The sequence below is a fragment of the Streptomyces sp. NPDC127595 genome (genome assembly GCF_042671685.1).
GTDB lineage: Bacteria > Actinomycetota > Actinomycetes > Streptomycetales > Streptomycetaceae > Streptomyces.
This window is the reverse complement of sequence record NZ_JBHXWK010000001.1, coordinates 573,002-589,274: the sequence shown is the minus strand read 5'-3', so window position 1 is coordinate 589,274 and position 16,273 is coordinate 573,002. Positions and strand designations below refer to the sequence as shown.

Here is a 16,273-nt window from a genome sequence, read left to right as displayed (position 1 = left end):
AACCCGCGATGATCACCGGCCTCCGCAGGGGGCGCGGGAGGCCTGCACCGGGAGCGCGGGCGGCGTCTTCAGGAGGCGCAGGCGGCGTTCAGCGCCGCCACCTCCTCGGTCAGTGCACGGGCCAGCACGTCGAGGTCCGGCACGGCCTCCGCGTCGGCCACGAGCCCGTAGTGGACCTGCCCGCGGTACGTCGAGACGGCCACGGAGAGGGCCTGGCCACGGGCCAGCGGGGCGAGCGGGAACACCGCGTCGAGGGAGCAGCCGCCGAGCTTCAGGCCCAGGCTGGGCAGCGGCACGCTGGTGACGAGGATGTCGAAGAGCAGCCGGGCCGCCTGGCCGACGACGGGTCCGCCGATCCGGTGCCCGAGCGGCGGCACATGGTCGGCGAGGAGTGCGACGGCGCCCGCGCCGCGGTTGGGCCCGGCGTCCTTGTTGCGGTCCATGGCCGTGCGGACCGCGCGCAGCCGTCCGAGCGGGTCCGGGTCGTCCACCGGGAGCCTTATCAGGTAGCCCGAGAGCCGGTTGCCCTGCGGGTGGGCGGTGCGCGGACGGCGCTTGGAGACGGGGATCAGGGCCCGCGGCGCGACGCCCTCGCTGCCGTCGCCGCGCTCGTCGAGCCAGCGGCGCAGGGCGCCCGCGACGACGGCGATCAGCACGTCGTTGACGGTGCCGCCCACGGTCTTGCGGACACGGTGCACATCGTCGAGGTCGACGACCACGCCCGCGGTGCGGCGGGTGCCGGTGGGCTCCGAGGTGAGGGCGGGTGAGGACCGTACGTCCAGGGTCGCGCGGGCGACGGAGGCGCCGATGTCGAGGGCCCGGCCCACGTCGGAGAGGGCGCCACGGACCAGTCCTGGCAGCTTGCGGATGTCCGGGAAGAGCCCGCGGGGCGGCTCGGCGGGGCGTGGGCGGGGCTCCGGCAGGTCCATCGGGTCCATGATCGCCGCAGCGAGCATCAGCGCCCGCAGACCGTCGGCTAGCGCGTGGTGGAACTTGAACAGCACGGCGAACGACACACCGTCCTCACCCGGCAGGACATGGGCCTCCCACGGCGGACGGTCCCGCTCCAGCGGGCGTTCCATGAGGCGGCCGGCGTCAGCGTGGAAGTCGGTGGTCGGCGCGTGCAGCGTCACGTGGTCGAACGGCTCGAAGTCGGGCGCGGGCTCGCGGGTCGCGCCGCCGAAGGCCGGCGGGAAGGTGAGCGGGAAGGCCAGCGGCTGCCATACGTCACGGATCCGCATGCGCAGTCCGGGGACTCCGGCCGCGCGGGCCGCGAGCAGGTCGGCGGCGTGCGCGCCCGCGGTGGGTGAGTGGGCCGCGAAGACCCCCAGGGCGCCGAGGTGCATGGGGTGCTCGGCGGACTCGATGTTCCAGAACGCCAGGTCGAGTGGTGCGAGCAGGTCGGAGGTCAAAGGCTTGCTCTCGCGTCGACGACGGGTGAACAAGCAGTCAAACCCGGACAGGCGATTACGGTCAAGTACGATCAAGCTACACACAGTTAACAGCAGATTAAGTCCAGCCACCTGTGGCTTCGGTCGGGCGACTCCTGTGACTTCGGGTCGGGCGACTCCTGTGATTTTGGTCAGGCGACTCCTGTGAGTCTGGTCGAGCGACTCCGCTGTGACTTCGGTCAGGCGGTCCCGCAGCCCGCCGGGGTCGCCCGTGACGCGTCACGGATCAGCGCCTCGTGCGCGGCGCGCATCCGCTGGACGTCCGGCTTCAGGACCTTGCGGTCGTAGGTCAGGAGCCCGTTGAGCTCGCCCTCTACGTCCGAGATCTGGGTGTAGACGGCGCCGTTGGATCCGCGGCAGGCCAGCCGGCGCACCTCGTCGAGGCGGGCCAGATAGTCGTCCGTGTAGGTCGCCGGGTCCACGTCGACGTACGACTGCTGCACCGACCAGGCATGACCCGGTACCGCAAGCCCGAGGCCGCCGTACTCGCCGGTGACCAGCGCCCGTCTCCCATCGGGGGCCGGTGGCAGCGCGGGGCTCGGATAGCCGTGCTCGTCCATGATGTCGCCGGTGCCGCCGTCGGCCCCCAGGTTGAGGCCTGACATGCTGTTCACGAGCCGCGTCGGATCCCAGGACTTGGCCTGGTCCGCGATGCGGGCCTCGTCGTACTGTCCCCAGCCCTCGTTGAAGGTCACCCACATGACGACCGACGGGCTGCTGATGTGCTCGTCGATCATCTGCTTCATCTCACGCTCGTACTCGGCGCGGGCGGCGGCGTCCGGGTTCACCCCGGCGGTCATCGCGGGCATGTCCTGCCAGACCATCAGTCCGAGCCGGTCGGCCCAGTAGAACCAACGGTCGGGCTCCACCTTGATGTGCTTGCGCACGGCGTTGAAGCCCAGCTCCTTGTGCGTCTTCAGGTCGTACGCGAGGGCCTCGTCCGTCGGCGCCGTGTGCAGGCCGTCGGGCCAGAAGCCCTGGTCGAGGGTGGCCATCAGGAAGACGGGCTCACCGTTGAGAACGGTGCGCGGAGTGCCCTCGACCTGCTCCACCGAGATCGACCGCATCCCGAAGTAGCTGCCGACACGGTCACGGCCGACGCTCACCCTGAGGTCGTAGAGGAAGGGGTCGTCCGGGGACCAGAGCCGCGGATCGGTGATCTTCAGTGTCAGGGGCTGCCCGGTGCGGCCGCGCACGGTGGCGACCTTGTGCTTTCCGGCGTACGCCGTCGCCGTGACCGCCAGTCCGTCCCGGACGCCCTTGACCTCTACGGCGAGTTGACCGTTCGCGACGTCGGGCGTGAGCTTGAGCGAGTCGACGTGGTCGGCCGCGACGGGTTCCATCCACACGGTCTGCCAGATGCCGGAGGACGGGGTGTACCAGATGCCGCTGGGGTCCAGGCGCTGCTTGCCGACGGGAGGGTTCTCGCCGCTCGCCGAGTCGGTCGGGTCGTACACGCCGACGATGAGTTCCTGGGTGCGGCCGGGCTTCAGCGCGTCGGTGATGTCGGCGCTGAACTTGTCGTAGCCGCCCCGGTGTTCGGCGACCTTGACGCCGTTGACGTACACCTCGGACCGCCAGTCGACGGCGCCGAAGTTGAGCTGGAGCCGTTTGCCGGAACCCACCTTCCAGTCGGCGGGGACGGTGAAGGTGCGGCGATACCACATGCGGTCCTCGTGCCGCTCGATGCCGGAGAGCTGTGACTCGACCGGGTAGGGGACGAGGATCCGTTCGCCGAGGGTTCTGCCGACCGGCGGCTGCTCGCCCGCCGTGGCCGCGGCGAACTGCCAGCTTCCGTTGAGGTTCCGCCAGGCGTCACGGGTGAGCTGGGGCCTGGGGTATTCGGGGAGCGCGTTGTCCGGTCCGACCTCGTCGGCCCAGGGGGTGCGCAGTTGGTACGTGGAGTGGTTGGGGCCGCTGCTCCAGAAGGCGCCGATCGCCTTGGCGGCGGTGGCGAGTCCGCCCTGGCCGTCGTAGCGGACGTCGGCGATGCCGGGGGCGGTGCCGGTCTTGTTGCCGACGACGGGTTCCTTGAGCGTGACGAGGAGGGCTTTGGGGTCGGCGGGGTCCAACTCAGCTGTTTCCAAGGGCCACTTGGCGCCGCCGATCACCGCTTCGAGGTGGTCGGTGAGTGTGGCCGGGGGCGCGGCGAGGGCGTGCGCGAAGTCGAGCCTGAGGGTACGGCCGTCGCCCAGGACCGTGGTCGCGACGGCGCCGTCGTAGTCGTAACCCTCGGGCAGGCGGAACGCGGACTGCGGGACGGCGGCCTTGCTGCCGCCGGGCTCGGTCCAGCGCAGGCGGAGGTTGGAGCCGCCGTAGTGCTCGAAGTACTCAAGCTTGAAGTCGTAGGCCTGACCTGCCGTCAGGTCGAGCGGCGCCGCGGTCTGTTCACGGTCCCAGTCGTCGACCCAGTGGTCGATGGCGAGCCTGCCGTCGATCCAGAGGCGGAAGCCGTTGTCGCCGATGACCGAGAACGTGGTGGGCCCGGTCTTGGCGGGCACGATCCTGCCGGTCCAGCGGACGCTGACATCGTTGTCCTGGCCCGTGGCGGACTTGAGGCGGGATTCCAGGTTGCCGAAGTCGAGGTTCGGGTCGAAGCCGGTGGCCTTGAGCTCGTGGAAGTCGAAGGCGCCGGGGGCGGACTGGGTGTAGTACTCGCCCTTGAGTCCGTGGATCTCCACGGGGTCGTCGGCCGCAGCGGGGACGGCGGTCAGGCCGGCCAGGCCGAGGGCCACGGCGAGCAGTAACGCGAGTCGGTCTCTGAGTCGTCTGATGCGCACGGATCCTCCTCGTTGAGGACGGGTGTGGCGGCTCTTGCTCAGGCGGAACAACGTTGTCATCAACGGCAGTTGGCATGACACCACAGACACCGCTTTCCGTCCAGGGACATGACAACGGACTTGACGACAGACATGGCAGCGGACATGGCAGCGGACATGACGACGGCCCTGATGGGCACCCCGCCCACCAGGGCCGTCGTCACGCGGTTACGACACGTGCTGGCCCTTGCCCAGCGCGATCACTCCGCCCTTGGAAACCGTGTAGAGCTCCGAGTCCCGCTCAGGGTTGACGCCGATCGTCGCCCCCGGCGGCACCTCGACGTTCTTGTCGAGAACCGCGCCGCGCACGACGGCGCCCCTGCCTATGTGGACGTTGTCGTGCAGGACCGAGCCCTGGACGACGGCTCCCGGGTCGACGACGACACCCGGCGAGAGCACGGACCTCGTGACCTGTCCGCGGATCAGGCAGCCCGCGCTGATGATCGACTCACTGGCGATGCCCCCGGCGTTGAATCTCGCCGGCGACAACTGCCCGGAGTGGGTGTAGATCGGCCAGCTCCGGTTGAAGAGGTTGAAGGCGGGGCGTTCGGCGATCAGGTCCATGTGGGCGTCGAAGTACGCGTCGAGGGTGCCGACATCGCGCCAGTAGCCCTGGTCCCGGGTGGTCTCGCCGGGCACGTGGTTGTCGCTGAAGTCGTACAGCTGAGCCTCGCCACGGTCGGTGAGCATGGGCAGGATCGAACCGCCCATGTCGTGCACGGAGTGCTCGTCCTCGGCGTCCCGCTGGAGCGCCTCGATCAGGGCCTTGGTGGTGAAGATGTAGTTGCCCATCGAGGCGAAGACGCGCTCGGGGTCGTCCGGCAGGCCGGGCGGGTCGGCGGGCTTCTCCAGGAAACCCTGCACGGTCTGGCCGTCCGAGCCCGGACTGATGACCCCGAACGACGAGGACTCGGCGCGCGGCACCCGGATGCCGGCCACGGTCACGCCCGCGCCGCCCTCGATGTGCTGGGCGAGCATCTGCCGCGGGTCCATCCGGTAGACGTGGTCGGCGCCGAACACCGCTATGTAGTCGGGCCGTTCGTCGTGCACCAGGTTCAGGGACTGCAGGATCGCGTCCGCGCTGCCCAGGTACCAGCGCGGGCCGAGCCGCTGCTGCGCGGGAACGGGGGTGACGTAGTTGCCGAGCAGGCTCGACATGCGCCAGGTCGTGGTCACATGGCGGTCCAGCGAGTGCGACTTGTACTGCGTCAGGACGCAGATGCGCAGGACGTCGGCGTTGACGAGGTTGGACAGGACGAAGTCGACGAGGCGGTATGTGCCGCCGAAGGTGACCGCGGGTTTCGCGCGGTCCGCGGTGAGGGGCATGAGCCGTTTGCCCTCTCCACCCGCTAGTACGATTCCCAGCACCGAAGGTCCACCGCGCCGCATGCCGCCGCCCCTCTGAACACGGTCGGGCCACACTCTCCTCGCGGAGCCTGGCCCCTGTTGCTGAACTGCGCCTGTCCGATGGTTACCCCGGTTTGAGGACTTCTTCGTACAACTGGACGGTGCGCCTGGCGACCGCGTCCCAGCCGAACTCCCGCACCGCGCGCTCCCGTCCGGCCTCGCCCATCCGCCGGGCGGCCTCCGGGTCGGCGAGCACCGAGTCGAGAGCGCGTGCCAGATCGGCCTCGAAGTCCTCCTCGACCTGCACCAGGACGCCGGTCACGCCGTCCTCGACCACCTCGGGAATCCCGCCGACCCGGGACGCCACCACGGCCGTTCCGCAGGCCATCGCCTCCAGGTTGACGATGCCGAGCGGCTCGTAGACCGAGGGGCAGGCGAAGACGGCGGCGTGGGTGAGGAGTTGGATCACGTCCGGGCGCGGCAGCATCTGCGGGATCCAGTGCACTCCTTCGCGTACGCCGCTCAGCTCCTGGAAGAGGTCGCGGAACTCCCGGTCGATCTCCGGGGTGTCGGGGGCGCCCGCACACAGCACCACCTGCACGGCCGGGTCGATGTTCCGGACCGCGCGCAGGAGGTGGGGCACGCCCTTCTGGCGGGTGATACGGCCGACGAAGAGGATGTACGGGCGGGAGGCGTCGATGCCGATGCGGTCCAGGACGTCCGTGCCGTGGTCCGGCTGGTAGAGGGAGGTGTCGATGCCGTTGTGCACGACGCGCACCTTGGCCGGGTCCAGGGCGGGATAGCAGGTGAGGATGTCCTCGCGCATGGCGCCGGAGACGGCGACGACGGCGTCCGCCGCCTCGATGGCGGTGCGCTCGGCCCAGCTGGAGAGGGCGTAGCCGCCGCCGAGCTGCTCGGCCTTCCAGGGGCGCAGGGGCTCGAGCGAGTGCGCGGTCATCACGTGCGGGATGCCGTACAGGAGCTTGGCGAAGTGGCCCGCGAGGTTGGCGTACCAGGTGTGCGAGTGGACGAGTTCGCGGCCTTCGAGGGCGGCCGCGATGGAGAGGTCCACGGAGAAGGTGCGCAGGGCGTCGTTCGCGCCGTCCAGTGTGGGCCAGGGACGGTGGCGTACGACTCCGTTCGCGACGCCCTCGCCCCAGCAGTGCACGTCCAGCTCGGTGAGGGCGCGCAGCTCCCGGGCGAGGAACTCGACATGGACGCCCGCACCGCCGTACACGTCCGGCGGGTACTCCCTGGTCAGCAGTCCAACTCGCACACAGAACCCCCGTCATAGCGGCTGGTGCCCTCATGGTCACTCACCTGGGGCGGATGGGGAAGAGCTGGGCTTCCCCAACGAGGCTTTCCCGCTCGGGGGTTTCATGAACACGACCGCCGTCAGTGCTTTGACGGTTTCGGCGGTCGGATGAACCAGCAGTCGCCACAGAGTCCCCCGCCCGGGACGCGGTAGTAGAGGCAGCAGCTGCGACGGCGGAGCGTGTTCGGATCAAGAGTGCCGGAGAGGTCGGAGTGGGAGAAGAGTTCGGCGGCGAGCATGCGGGCTCGGTCACCCACCTCCGCACGACCGTTGGCCCGCGCCCAGCGGTCGAACTGGCGCACGGCGCCGGCCAGCGCCGATCCCGCGTTGCCCCACAACAGACCTGCGGAGATACGGCAGCGGGAGCGCAGGGCAGCGGCCAGCGGGACGAGATGACCGGCTCGTACGACCTCGCCGATCGCCGACACGGGCAGGGGCCGTACCTCGGACAGCCACAGGTCGTCCGGAGCGCTGCCGTCCGGATCCCAGTGCAGCAGACGGGGATCGAGGTCGGGCAGGTGCCCGTACAGCGCGGCGGTGCCCAGCGCCACGGACCACAGCCGGGCGGCAAGGGCCTGGTGCGCCACGGAGGCGGCGACCCGCGGCTCGGGCGCACGAATACTCTCCGCCACTTTTCCGATTCGGAAAGTTACCGGATCCTCGTAAACATCCCCGTGTGCGTCGAGTTGAGGTGCCGCGTACGCCTGGGCGAGCGTGGGCAGCGGGCCTCGGGGCGGTACGCCGGTGCGTAGTACGAAGAAGCCGCCGAGCGGGCCGAGCGCCGCGAGTTGGGGGTCGAGGTCCACGAGGAGCAGTAGTACCAAGCCCCCTAGGGGGCTCCACCAGCGGGCCCGCCGCCTCTGTCGCCCACCTTGGGTATGACAGAGGGCGATTCGTACTCCATCGGCAGTAGGACCCAATGACTGCTCAGGTACGACGACGCGAACAGTTTCGCGAGGCATCGTAGTCACCATGGAAGCCGACCGTTCGTGGCGCCGGGCACAGCGCCCCCGCCGTACGCAGAGGAGGGACTCATGAGCGCCCTCGCTTTGTCCGTGTTGCTCTCATTCGTCTCCGCCGTCGCGTATGCCGGCGGAGCGATCGTGCAGGAGCAGGTCGCGGTGACCTCCCCCGAGCAGACGTACGCGCCGCTGCGCAGGCCCATCTGGTGGGCCGCGGTGGCGCTGAACGGCCTCGGCGGGCTGCTGCACGTGGTGGCCCTCGCCTACGGCCCGCTGAGCCTGGTGCAGCCGCTGGGCGCGCTGACCATCGTGTTCGCCCTCCCCATGGCGGCTCTGTTCGTCGGCCGCAAGGCCGGGGCGACCGCCTGGCGCGGCGCGATCATGGCCACGGTGGGCCTCGCGGGCCTGCTGTCGCTGGTCGGCTCCTCCGATTCACAGTCCCTGGGCAGCACCCAGCGCGTGGTGCTGGCCCTGGTGACCGGCGGCGCGGTGGTGGCGCTGATGGTGGCGGGACGCGCCGCGCACCGGCATCCCGCCGTGCGCAGTGTGCTGCTCGCGGTCGCGGCGGGCATCGCCTTCGGTATGTCCTCGGTGTTCACGAAGACGGTGGCGGTGGACTGGACGAACCAGGTCTCCCTGGCCGACCTCCCCAGCCTCGCCGTGATCGGTGTCTTCGCTACGGCCGGAATGCTGTTGTCGCAGGCCTCCTACAAGGGAGCCGGTCTCGCCGCACCGCTGGCCACGCTGACGGTCGTGAACCCCGTCATGGCGGCCGCCGTCGGCATCACGATGTTCGGCGAAACCTTCCGCTACGGCACGACGGGCACCGTTCTCGCGCTGGGCTGCGGGGTCGTCGCCGCGGGCGGCCTGATCCTGCTGACCACGGAGCGCATCGGCGGTACGCGGCGCGCGCCGGTATCAGCCGAGCTCGAGGACAGCTCGGCTGCTGTACCGATTGAGCCGATCCCGGTACCAGCCGCCGCACTGACGGCTGGTAGGACCACCATCGAGTCGAAGGCGGAGTCGGCGGTCGAGGGACTGCTGGCGGCGCTTCCCGAGCAGCCGGCCGGCGCGACCCGCGCGGACGTTCTCCAACCGGGTCCCCTGCCGGTCCCGGCACCGGAGAGCACACCCGGGGACGCGGAGCCGGCGGACGAACTGCCCTACTACTCCGCCCTGTACGGCGCTCCGTACGTGCCGCTGTCTTTCGTCGACCACCGCCGCACCCGCGTCAGATCCTGACGCCTCCGGCCCTCAGGTAGGCGACCGGGTCGATATCAGTACCGAAGCCGGGCCCCGTCCGCACCTCGAAGTGCAGATGCGGGCCCGTGCTGTTGCCGGTGGATCCGGAGCGCCCGATGCGCTGGCCGGCCGCCACGCTCTGCCCGGCCTTCACGGAGATCGCGGAGAGGTGGGCGTACTGCGTGTACCGGCCGTCGGCGTGCCGGACGACCACCTGGTAGCCGAAGGAGCCGCCCCAGCCTGCGCTGACGACACTGCCGGCCGCGACCGACTTCACGGAGGTGCCGGTGGGCACGGGGAAGTCGACGCCTGTGTGGTAGCCCTTCGACCAGGAGGAACCGGTGGCGTGGTAGGGCGTGCCGGTGGCGGCGTTCACGGGGGCGACGAGGGTGGCGGTCTTCGTGGCGGTCTTTTCGGAGGACGACTTGTCCGTCGAGGACTTCGGGGTGGTCGACGGCTTCGGAGTCGCCGTCGACTTAGGGGTCTGCGTGGACTTCGGTTTCGTTTCGGGCTTCTTGGGCGTGGTGGTCGTCGGGGCGGAGGCGCCGTCGGTGCCTGTTCTGGAGGCCGTGTCGCGCAGGCTCAGCCGCTGCCCGGGGAAGATCAGATCGGGGTCGGATCCAACCGTCGTGCGGTTCGCGGTGTAGAGCCCCTGCCAGCCGCCCTGGACGTCCCGGGAGTCGGCGATGCCAGACAGCGTGTCGCCGTGGACGACGGTGTACATCTCGGCGGTACCCGCCCGCGACTGGGGCGTGGTCTGGGGCTTCACGTCCTGCGCGGAACTCTTGGTGCCCTGGGCGCTCTTCGTGCTCGGGGAAGCGGCCGGGGAAGGGCTGATGTCGGGGGTGTCGCCGCCCCGGGTCAGACCGGCGCGGACGGAGCACACCGGCCAGGCGCCGGGCCCCTGGCCCTTGAGCACCTTCTCCGCGATGGCTATCTGCTGGTCCTTGGTGGCCTGATCCGCACGCTGCGCGTAGACGTTTCCGCCGTACGCCTCCCAGGTGGACTGGCTGAACTGCAGCCCTCCGTAGTAGCCATTGCCGGTGTTGATGCTCCAGTTGCCGCTGGACTCGCAGGCCGCGACCTTGTTCCAGGTGCTCACGTCGGCCGCGTGGGCGACACTGGTTCCGACGAGCGGGAGCGCGATCCCCGCGCCGCCTGCCGTGAGGGTGAGGGAGGCGCGGTTTATCCTGTTCGGCTGATACCGGCGGTGCCGGCCGCGTATGGCCATGAAGGAGCCCCCCTCGACATGCTCAGGAGCGGCAAAAGTAAGCGCCGCGAACAGGCCATGACAAGAGGGCAATCAGCCGTCCCCTCGCCTCAAGTGACCAGGAATCCACTCTGGTTGCGCGAACCACTGAGGCGAGTGGGCCCTTCGCCGCGTACAGAACACTGCCAAGCCAGGGTGCGCTGACGGCGAACCGGCCAACAGTGGTCTCGTCGGCCCGGTGACCGGTGTCTCGCCGATCGGGCGGGGCGGCGCGACACAGCCGCCGCGGCGCAATACTGGCGGGCAGCACGGCATTACCGATTACAGCAGCTATGGGAGCCAACCGTATGAGCACTTCAGCCCAGATCGGCGTCACGGGTCTCGCGGTCATGGGGCGCAATCTCGCCCGCAATTTCGCGCGCAACGGCTATGCCGTCGCGTTGCACAACCGCACCGTGGCAAAGACGAACGCGCTGGTGGAGGAGTTCGGTCACGAGGGCGAGTTCGTGGCGGCCGAGACCGCGAAGGAGTTCGTGGCGGCGCTGGAGCGACCGCGCCGCCTGGTGATCATGGTGAAGGCGGGCGAGCCGACCGACGCGGTGATCCAGGAGTTCGCCCCGCTCCTGGAGCCCGGCGACATGATCATCGACGGTGGCAACGCGCACTTCGCGGACACCCGGCGCCGGGAGGCCGACCTGCGCGAGCAGGGCATCCACTTCGTCGGCATGGGTGTCTCGGGCGGCGAGGAGGGCGCGCTGCACGGGCCGAGCATCATGCCGGGCGGTCCTGTCGAGTCGTACGACTCCCTCGGTCCGATGCTGGAGAAGATCTCCGCGAAGGCGGCCGACGGTGCGCCCTGTGTGACGCACGTGGGTCCCGACGGCGCAGGGCACTTCGTGAAGATGGTGCACAACGGCATCGAGTACGCCGACATGCAGCTCATCGGCGAGGCGTACCAGCTGCTCCGTGACGTGGCCGGCTACTCCCCCGCGCAGATCGCGGACATCTTCCGCACCTGGAACACCGGCCGGCTCGACTCCTACCTGATCGAGATCACCGCCGAGGTCCTGTCGCACGTGGACGCGGCGACGGGCAAGCCGTTCGTGGACGTGGTGGTGGACCAGGCGGAGCAGAAGGGCACGGGCCGCTGGACCGTGCAGATCGCGCTGGACCTGGGCGTTCCGGTGTCCGGTATCGCGGAGGCGGTCTTCGCCCGCTCGATCTCGGGGCACGCGGCGCTGCGCGAGGCCTCGCGGGGGCTGGCCGGGCCCAAGGCGACGGCGCTCAGCGAATCCGAGGCCGCGGCCTTCGCCGACCGGGTGGAGCAGGCGCTGTACGCGTCGAAGATCGTGTCGTACACGCAGGGCTTCCACGAGATCGCCGCGGGCAGCGACGAGTACGACTGGAACATCGACCTCGGCGCGGTCTCCGCGATCTGGCGGGGCGGCTGCATCATCCGCGCGGCCTTCCTGGACCGGATCCGCGCCGCGTACGACACCCGGGCCGACCTGCCGAGCCTGCTGTCCGACGAGACCTTCGCGCAGGAGATCGCCGCCGCGCAGGACGACTGGCGCGAGGTGCTGGTCGCCGCGACCCGCCAGGGCGTGCCCACGCCGGGCTTCTCGGCGGCTCTCGCCTACTACGACGCCCTGCGCGCGGAGCGGCTGCCCGCCGCCCTCACGCAGGGGCAGCGCGACTTCTTCGGCGCGCACACCTACCGGCGCACGGACCGCGAGGGCTCGTTCCACACGCTGTGGGGCGGGGACCGGTCCGAGGTGGCCGGCTGAGCAAGGCCCAGGACGACAGACCGGGCCGCCGGTCTGTGGTGCTAGTCCTGCAAGGCCGGTCCCGGCAAGGGTCCCGGGTCCTGCGAGGCCGGTCCCGGCAGGGGTTCCGGTGTCGGGTCGGGGCCCGGCGGCTGCGGGATCGGCGACGGCGACGGGAACGGCTCCGGTGCCGGTGACGGGCGGGGGCCCGGCTTCGGGATCGGGTCCGGGAAGGGCTGCGGGCGGTCGGGGCCCGGGGTGGGGTCCGGTTTCACAGGGTCGGGATACGGGTGGGTCATGGTGTTGTCCTCCAGCCAGTCGGTACGTCGGCCCTGGACTTTTCCCACGCGTACCCGGCTCCCGCGCACCCACTCACCCCCTCGTGCGGAGGATGGCGACCAGGTGGGCCAGGCAGCACGGCGGATTCAGCTCCCCCGTACCGCCCGAGCCCCAGCGGCGAGACCCGGGCGAGGGCTCGACAGAACCGGGATCGTGGTCGTGGTCAGCCGCTGGGCCGAGGCCATGGACCCCTGGGCGAGGACGATCGCATCGGCGTCGGTGACCGCGTCGGCGGCCGCCGCGACCGTGCGGGCACAGCCGTCGAGGTCACCCGCCTCGAAGAGCGCCCACGCGCCCTCGACGAGGACGGTACGGACGTCGAGGGCACGTCCGGCGGCGCGGGCCTCCTCCTCGACGAGGGCGACCGTCGGCTCCAGGGTGCTCTCCAGCGACGCGAGGACGACGACACGCGGTCCTGCGGCCACCGCCGCGGCGGCCATCGGACGGTCCGCGCGCAGTACGGGCACCTCGGCGCCCGCGCGCTCGACGACGGCGCCGATGGTCGAGCAGGTGCACAGCACGGCCGCCGCGCCCTGTGCGACGGCCCGGTCGAGCACCGCCCGCACCTCGTCGGCCACCGCCTCGGGCCCTTCCCGCCGGGCCCTGGCCAGCAGTTCCCCGTCCACCAGATGCCGCAGTTCCAGCCCCTGGTGGTCCTCGTCGCGCAGGGCGTCGAAGACGGGGATGTGCGCGGGCGAGGTGTGCAGCAGGGCGAGCGGACCGGGCCCGGAGGCCGTCGCCGACCGCGGAGGCATCAGAAACGTCCCGGGTGCGCGTCGAGCCACTTGATCGCCGCCGTCTGCAGCTCCGGGTCGGCCGCCGGAGCCTCCTCGGGATGGCGCGCCGCCCACTTCACGACGTACGGGCACAGCGGCGCGACCGTGATGCCCTCGCGCGCGGCGATGGCGTACAGCTCGCGGGCGAGTGAGCCGGCGATGCCTTTGCCCTCGTGCGCGGGTTCCACGATGGTGTGCACCGGGACGAGTGCGCGGGCGGGGGCTTCCAGGACGAAGTACTCGATGTGGCCGACGACTTCGCCCCCGGCGAAAGCCTCCAGACGGCCCGCCGCCCGGTCGTCGCGGATCTCGATGTCGCTCATGGGCACCACTCCTCGTCTTCCTCTGCTGAGGTCACGTTCCGCCGGTGAGGTCAGGCCGAGACGGCCTGCGGGCTGCGCTGCTGGTCCGAGTCCGGTACCGGCTCGGACGGGTCGGTGCCCAGCGCCACGATCCGGTTGTCGCGGTCCACGTGCACCACCCGCGGCCGCAGTGCCCGTGCCTCGGCGTCGGAGACCTGAGCGTAACTGATGATGATCACCAGATCACCGGGTTGCACCAGATGGGCCGCCGCTCCGTTGATGCCGATGACTCCCGAACCGCGTTCGCCCTCGATGACGTACGTCTCCAGGCGGGCACCGTTGGTGACGTCGACGATGTGGACGAGCTCGCCGGGCAGCAGATCGGCCGCGTCAAGGAGGTCGGCGTCGATGGTGACGGAGCCGACGTAGTGCAGGTCGGCCTGGGTGACGGTGGCGCGGTGGATCTTGGACTTGAATACTGTACGAAGCACGAAGAAACTCCCGATTCGTCTGCTCCCTGCCTGCCATTGCAGGTCAAGGGCGGTCTTCGGAGATTACATCGTGCGCATGTTCAATCGGCTGTCGCCAGGTGTTCGAGGACTCGCACTGACCCCTTGCTGACTTTTCTGATGCCGCGCAAGACGAGAGCCGGCCAGGTCAGGGGTCATGCGAGCCATGCGGACTCCTTGTGACGTGTGCGTGGGGAGACGTCCGAGCCGCCCGCGGCGGACGTGCCTGTGGTGCCGGGTGCGGCCGAGTGGCCCAGGTGCCGGTGCACGAAGTGGATGGCCATCGCGCCCTCACCGGCCGCCGAGGCCACTCGCTTCACCGAGCCGCTGCGGACGTCCCCTACCGCGAAGACCCCGGGCAGGCTGGTCTCCAAGGTCATGCACGAGCGCCCGCGGCCGTGCCACACCTCCGGGTAGGCGCAGGCTTCCTGGGCCCCCGGGCCGGTGAGGACGAAGCCGCGGGAGTCGAGGGCGATGGCGCCGTCGAGCCACTCGGTGTGGGGGTCGGCGCCGGTGAAGACGAACAGGCCCCGTACCGCGAGCCGGCGGTGCCCGCCCGTGCGGTTGTCGACCACGGCGAGCTCCTCCAGCACCTCCTGGCCGATGACCTCGGTGACCTCGGTGTGCAGCATGACCTCCACCCGCGGATGGCGCTCGACCTGGTCGACCAGGTAGCGGGACATGCCGGCCTCAAGGCTGGGCCCTCGGACCAACAGGTGCACCTTCGGCGCGTACCGGGCGAGGAACAGCACCGCCTGGCCCGCCGAGTTGCCTCCGCCGACGACTGCCACCGGGTCGGTGCGGCACTGCTGGGCCTCGTAGACGGTCGCCGAGTAGTGGACGCTCGTTCCCTCAAGGTGTTCGATGCCGGGCACTTGGAGCCGACGGTAGCGGGCACCGGTGGCCAGGACGACGGCGCGGGCGGCGATCTCGCTGCCGTCGGCGAACGCCACCACGTAGTGGTCCTCGTCCTTGGGACGGAGACCGGTCGCCTCCACCGGAATGCTGATCCTGGCGCCGAACTTGTCGGCTTGGAGCACGGCGCGTTCGGTGAGTTCGGCGCCTGAGATGCCGGCGGGGAAGCCGAGCAGATTCTCGATACGGGACGACGTGCCGGCCTGGCCGCCGGTGGCCATCGCCTCCACCACGGTGGTGCTCAGGCCCTCGGAGGCGGCGTACACCGCGGCAGCGAGGCCGGCTGGTCCGGAGCCGACGATGAGGACGTCCCCGTGGCGGCTTCCGGCGGGCAGTGACGGCAGGCCGATGAGCCGGGCCAGTTCGGCGTTGCTGGGGTTGCGCAACAGGGTGGTGTCCCGCCAGATGACGAGCGGTGTCTCCTCCGGGCCGACGCCGAAGCGGCGCAGCAGGTCCTCGGCCTCCTTGTCGGTCTCCAGGTCGATCCAGCGGTGCGGCAGCCGGTTGCGGATGGCGAACTCGCGCAGCCGCCTGGTGTCGGGCGAGTAGCGCGAGCCGATGACGCGGAAGCCGGCGCCCTGTCCGACGAGCAGCGCACGACGGCCCAGACAGGCGCGCAGCACGATGTCCCCGAGGGTGGAGTCCTGGGACACCAGCCGGCGCAACTGGTCCAAGGAGACGACGAGGACCTCGCCCGGCTCCCTGGCGACAGCGCTGTAGAAGGCCACCTGTCCGTGCAGCAGCCCGAGTTCGCCGATGAAGCGACCGGGGCCGTGCACGCGCAGCACGTGCTCGTCGGGAGTCCCGTAGTCCTCGACGACGGCGACGGTACCGCTGAGGACGACGTAGAACGTCTCGCACCGCTCCCCTTCCCGGATCAGCACGTCGTTCGGAGTCATGCTCCGGCGTTGCCCGTGCTCCGCCAGACGTGCTGTCAGGTCCTCCGTGAGGCGTGGATACGCGCCGTAGATGTCCGGGGTCTCCCAGAAGACGGCCTCGTCCGCTTCCGCCGGCACCGGTCCTCCGCCCGGCAGCGACTGGTCGTCGGGCATCAGACGAACGCCTCGTGGACGTAGCACCAGCGCCAGTCCTCGCCCGGCTGGAACGACTGCACGATCGGATGGGCGTCGCCAGCCGCGTGCCTACGCGCGTGCTTGTTCGGCGAGGAGTCACAGCAGCCGACGTGCCCGCAGGTCAGGCAGAGCCTCAGGTGGACCCACGGGGAGCCGAGCAGCAGGCACTCCTGACACCCTTCCGGGGTCAGCGGCTGGACCGGCCGGACAAGCGCGAGGTGGGGGTCTGCGTGCAGGGTCATCCTGA

13 protein-coding genes are annotated in these 16,273 nt (G+C 70.5%); 2 read left to right on the top strand and 11 right to left on the bottom strand.

The window, feature by feature from the left end; all coding sequences use genetic code 11:
* Positions 1 to 68 precede the first annotated feature (68 nt).
* The 5 genes from ACFVKT_RS02545 to ACFVKT_RS02525 all read right to left on the bottom strand — a co-directional run bounded on the left by ACFVKT_RS02545 (position 69) and on the right by ACFVKT_RS02525 (position 7,756).
* Positions 69 to 1,412: a wax ester/triacylglycerol synthase family O-acyltransferase gene (locus ACFVKT_RS02545; RefSeq protein ID WP_385726742.1), complete on the bottom strand. Its 1,344-nt coding sequence runs from the start codon at positions 1,410 to 1,412 to the stop codon at positions 69 to 71.
* Positions 1,413 to 1,630: 218 nt separating this feature from the next.
* On the bottom strand, positions 1,631 to 4,231 hold the full coding sequence (locus tag ACFVKT_RS02540; protein WP_385726740.1) for a PA14 domain-containing protein: 2,601 nt from the start codon (positions 4,229 to 4,231) through the stop codon (positions 1,631 to 1,633).
* Between the two features lie 207 nt (positions 4,232 to 4,438).
* On the bottom strand, positions 4,439 to 5,659 hold the full coding sequence (gene glgC, locus ACFVKT_RS02535) for a glucose-1-phosphate adenylyltransferase (RefSeq protein ID WP_385726738.1): 1,221 nt from the start codon (positions 5,657 to 5,659) through the stop codon (positions 4,439 to 4,441).
* An 82-nt stretch (positions 5,660 to 5,741) separates the two neighbouring features.
* On the bottom strand, positions 5,742 to 6,893 hold the full coding sequence (glgA, locus tag ACFVKT_RS02530; protein WP_385726736.1) for a glycogen synthase: 1,152 nt from the start codon (positions 6,891 to 6,893) through the stop codon (positions 5,742 to 5,744).
* A gap of 119 nt (positions 6,894 to 7,012) precedes the next feature.
* Positions 7,013 to 7,756 carry a (2Fe-2S)-binding protein gene (locus ACFVKT_RS02525; RefSeq protein ID WP_385726734.1) on the bottom strand — a complete coding sequence of 248 codons (744 nt, stop codon included), beginning with the start codon at positions 7,754 to 7,756 and terminating at the stop codon, positions 7,013 to 7,015.
* Positions 7,757 to 7,966: 210 nt separating this feature from the next.
* On the opposite strand from ACFVKT_RS02525, the gene ACFVKT_RS02520 reads away from it, so the two are divergent.
* The gene (locus tag ACFVKT_RS02520; RefSeq protein WP_385726733.1) at positions 7,967 to 9,136 is read left to right on the top strand and encodes a DMT family transporter; all 1,170 of its coding nucleotides are present in this window, start codon (positions 7,967 to 7,969) and stop codon (positions 9,134 to 9,136) included.
* Here the strand turns inward: ACFVKT_RS02520 and ACFVKT_RS02515 are convergent.
* Positions 9,126 to 10,367: a transglycosylase family protein gene (locus ACFVKT_RS02515; RefSeq protein ID WP_385726731.1), complete on the bottom strand. Its 1,242-nt coding sequence runs from the start codon at positions 10,365 to 10,367 to the stop codon at positions 9,126 to 9,128. The two genes, ACFVKT_RS02520 and ACFVKT_RS02515, sit on opposite strands and share 11 nt — an antisense overlap.
* Before the next feature lie 326 nt (positions 10,368 to 10,693).
* Between ACFVKT_RS02515 and gndA the strand changes: the two genes are divergently transcribed.
* Complete coding sequence (gene gndA, locus ACFVKT_RS02510; RefSeq protein WP_385726730.1) at positions 10,694 to 12,133, top strand: NADP-dependent phosphogluconate dehydrogenase; 1,440 nt, start codon at positions 10,694 to 10,696, stop codon at positions 12,131 to 12,133.
* Positions 12,134 to 12,537: 404 nt separating this feature from the next.
* On the opposite strand, the gene ACFVKT_RS02505 is transcribed toward gndA, so the two are convergent.
* The 5 genes from ACFVKT_RS02505 to ACFVKT_RS02485 all read right to left on the bottom strand — a co-directional run bounded on the left by ACFVKT_RS02505 (position 12,538) and on the right by ACFVKT_RS02485 (position 16,268).
* Positions 12,538 to 13,206, bottom strand: a complete 669-nt coding sequence (locus tag ACFVKT_RS02505) for an arylsulfatase (protein WP_385726728.1) — start codon at positions 13,204 to 13,206, stop codon at positions 12,538 to 12,540.
* A complete protein-coding gene (locus ACFVKT_RS02500) occupies positions 13,206 to 13,550 on the bottom strand; it encodes a GNAT family N-acetyltransferase (protein WP_385726726.1) in 345 nt (114 codons plus the stop codon). Before ACFVKT_RS02500 ends, ACFVKT_RS02505 begins: the two co-directional genes overlap by 1 nt.
* A gap of 50 nt (positions 13,551 to 13,600) precedes the next feature.
* Entirely contained in the window at positions 13,601 to 14,020 is a 420-nt protein-coding gene (gene panD, locus ACFVKT_RS02495; protein WP_385726724.1) for an aspartate 1-decarboxylase, read from the bottom strand.
* Positions 14,021 to 14,193: 173 nt separating this feature from the next.
* Positions 14,194 to 16,005, bottom strand: a complete 1,812-nt coding sequence (locus tag ACFVKT_RS02490) for an FAD-dependent oxidoreductase (RefSeq protein WP_385726722.1) — start codon at positions 16,003 to 16,005, stop codon at positions 14,194 to 14,196.
* On the bottom strand, positions 16,005 to 16,268 hold the full coding sequence (locus ACFVKT_RS02485) for a UBP-type zinc finger domain-containing protein (RefSeq protein WP_385726720.1): 264 nt from the start codon (positions 16,266 to 16,268) through the stop codon (positions 16,005 to 16,007). The genes ACFVKT_RS02490 and ACFVKT_RS02485 overlap by 1 nt, the downstream gene beginning before the upstream one ends.
* Between the last annotated feature and the right edge of the window lie 5 nt (positions 16,269 to 16,273).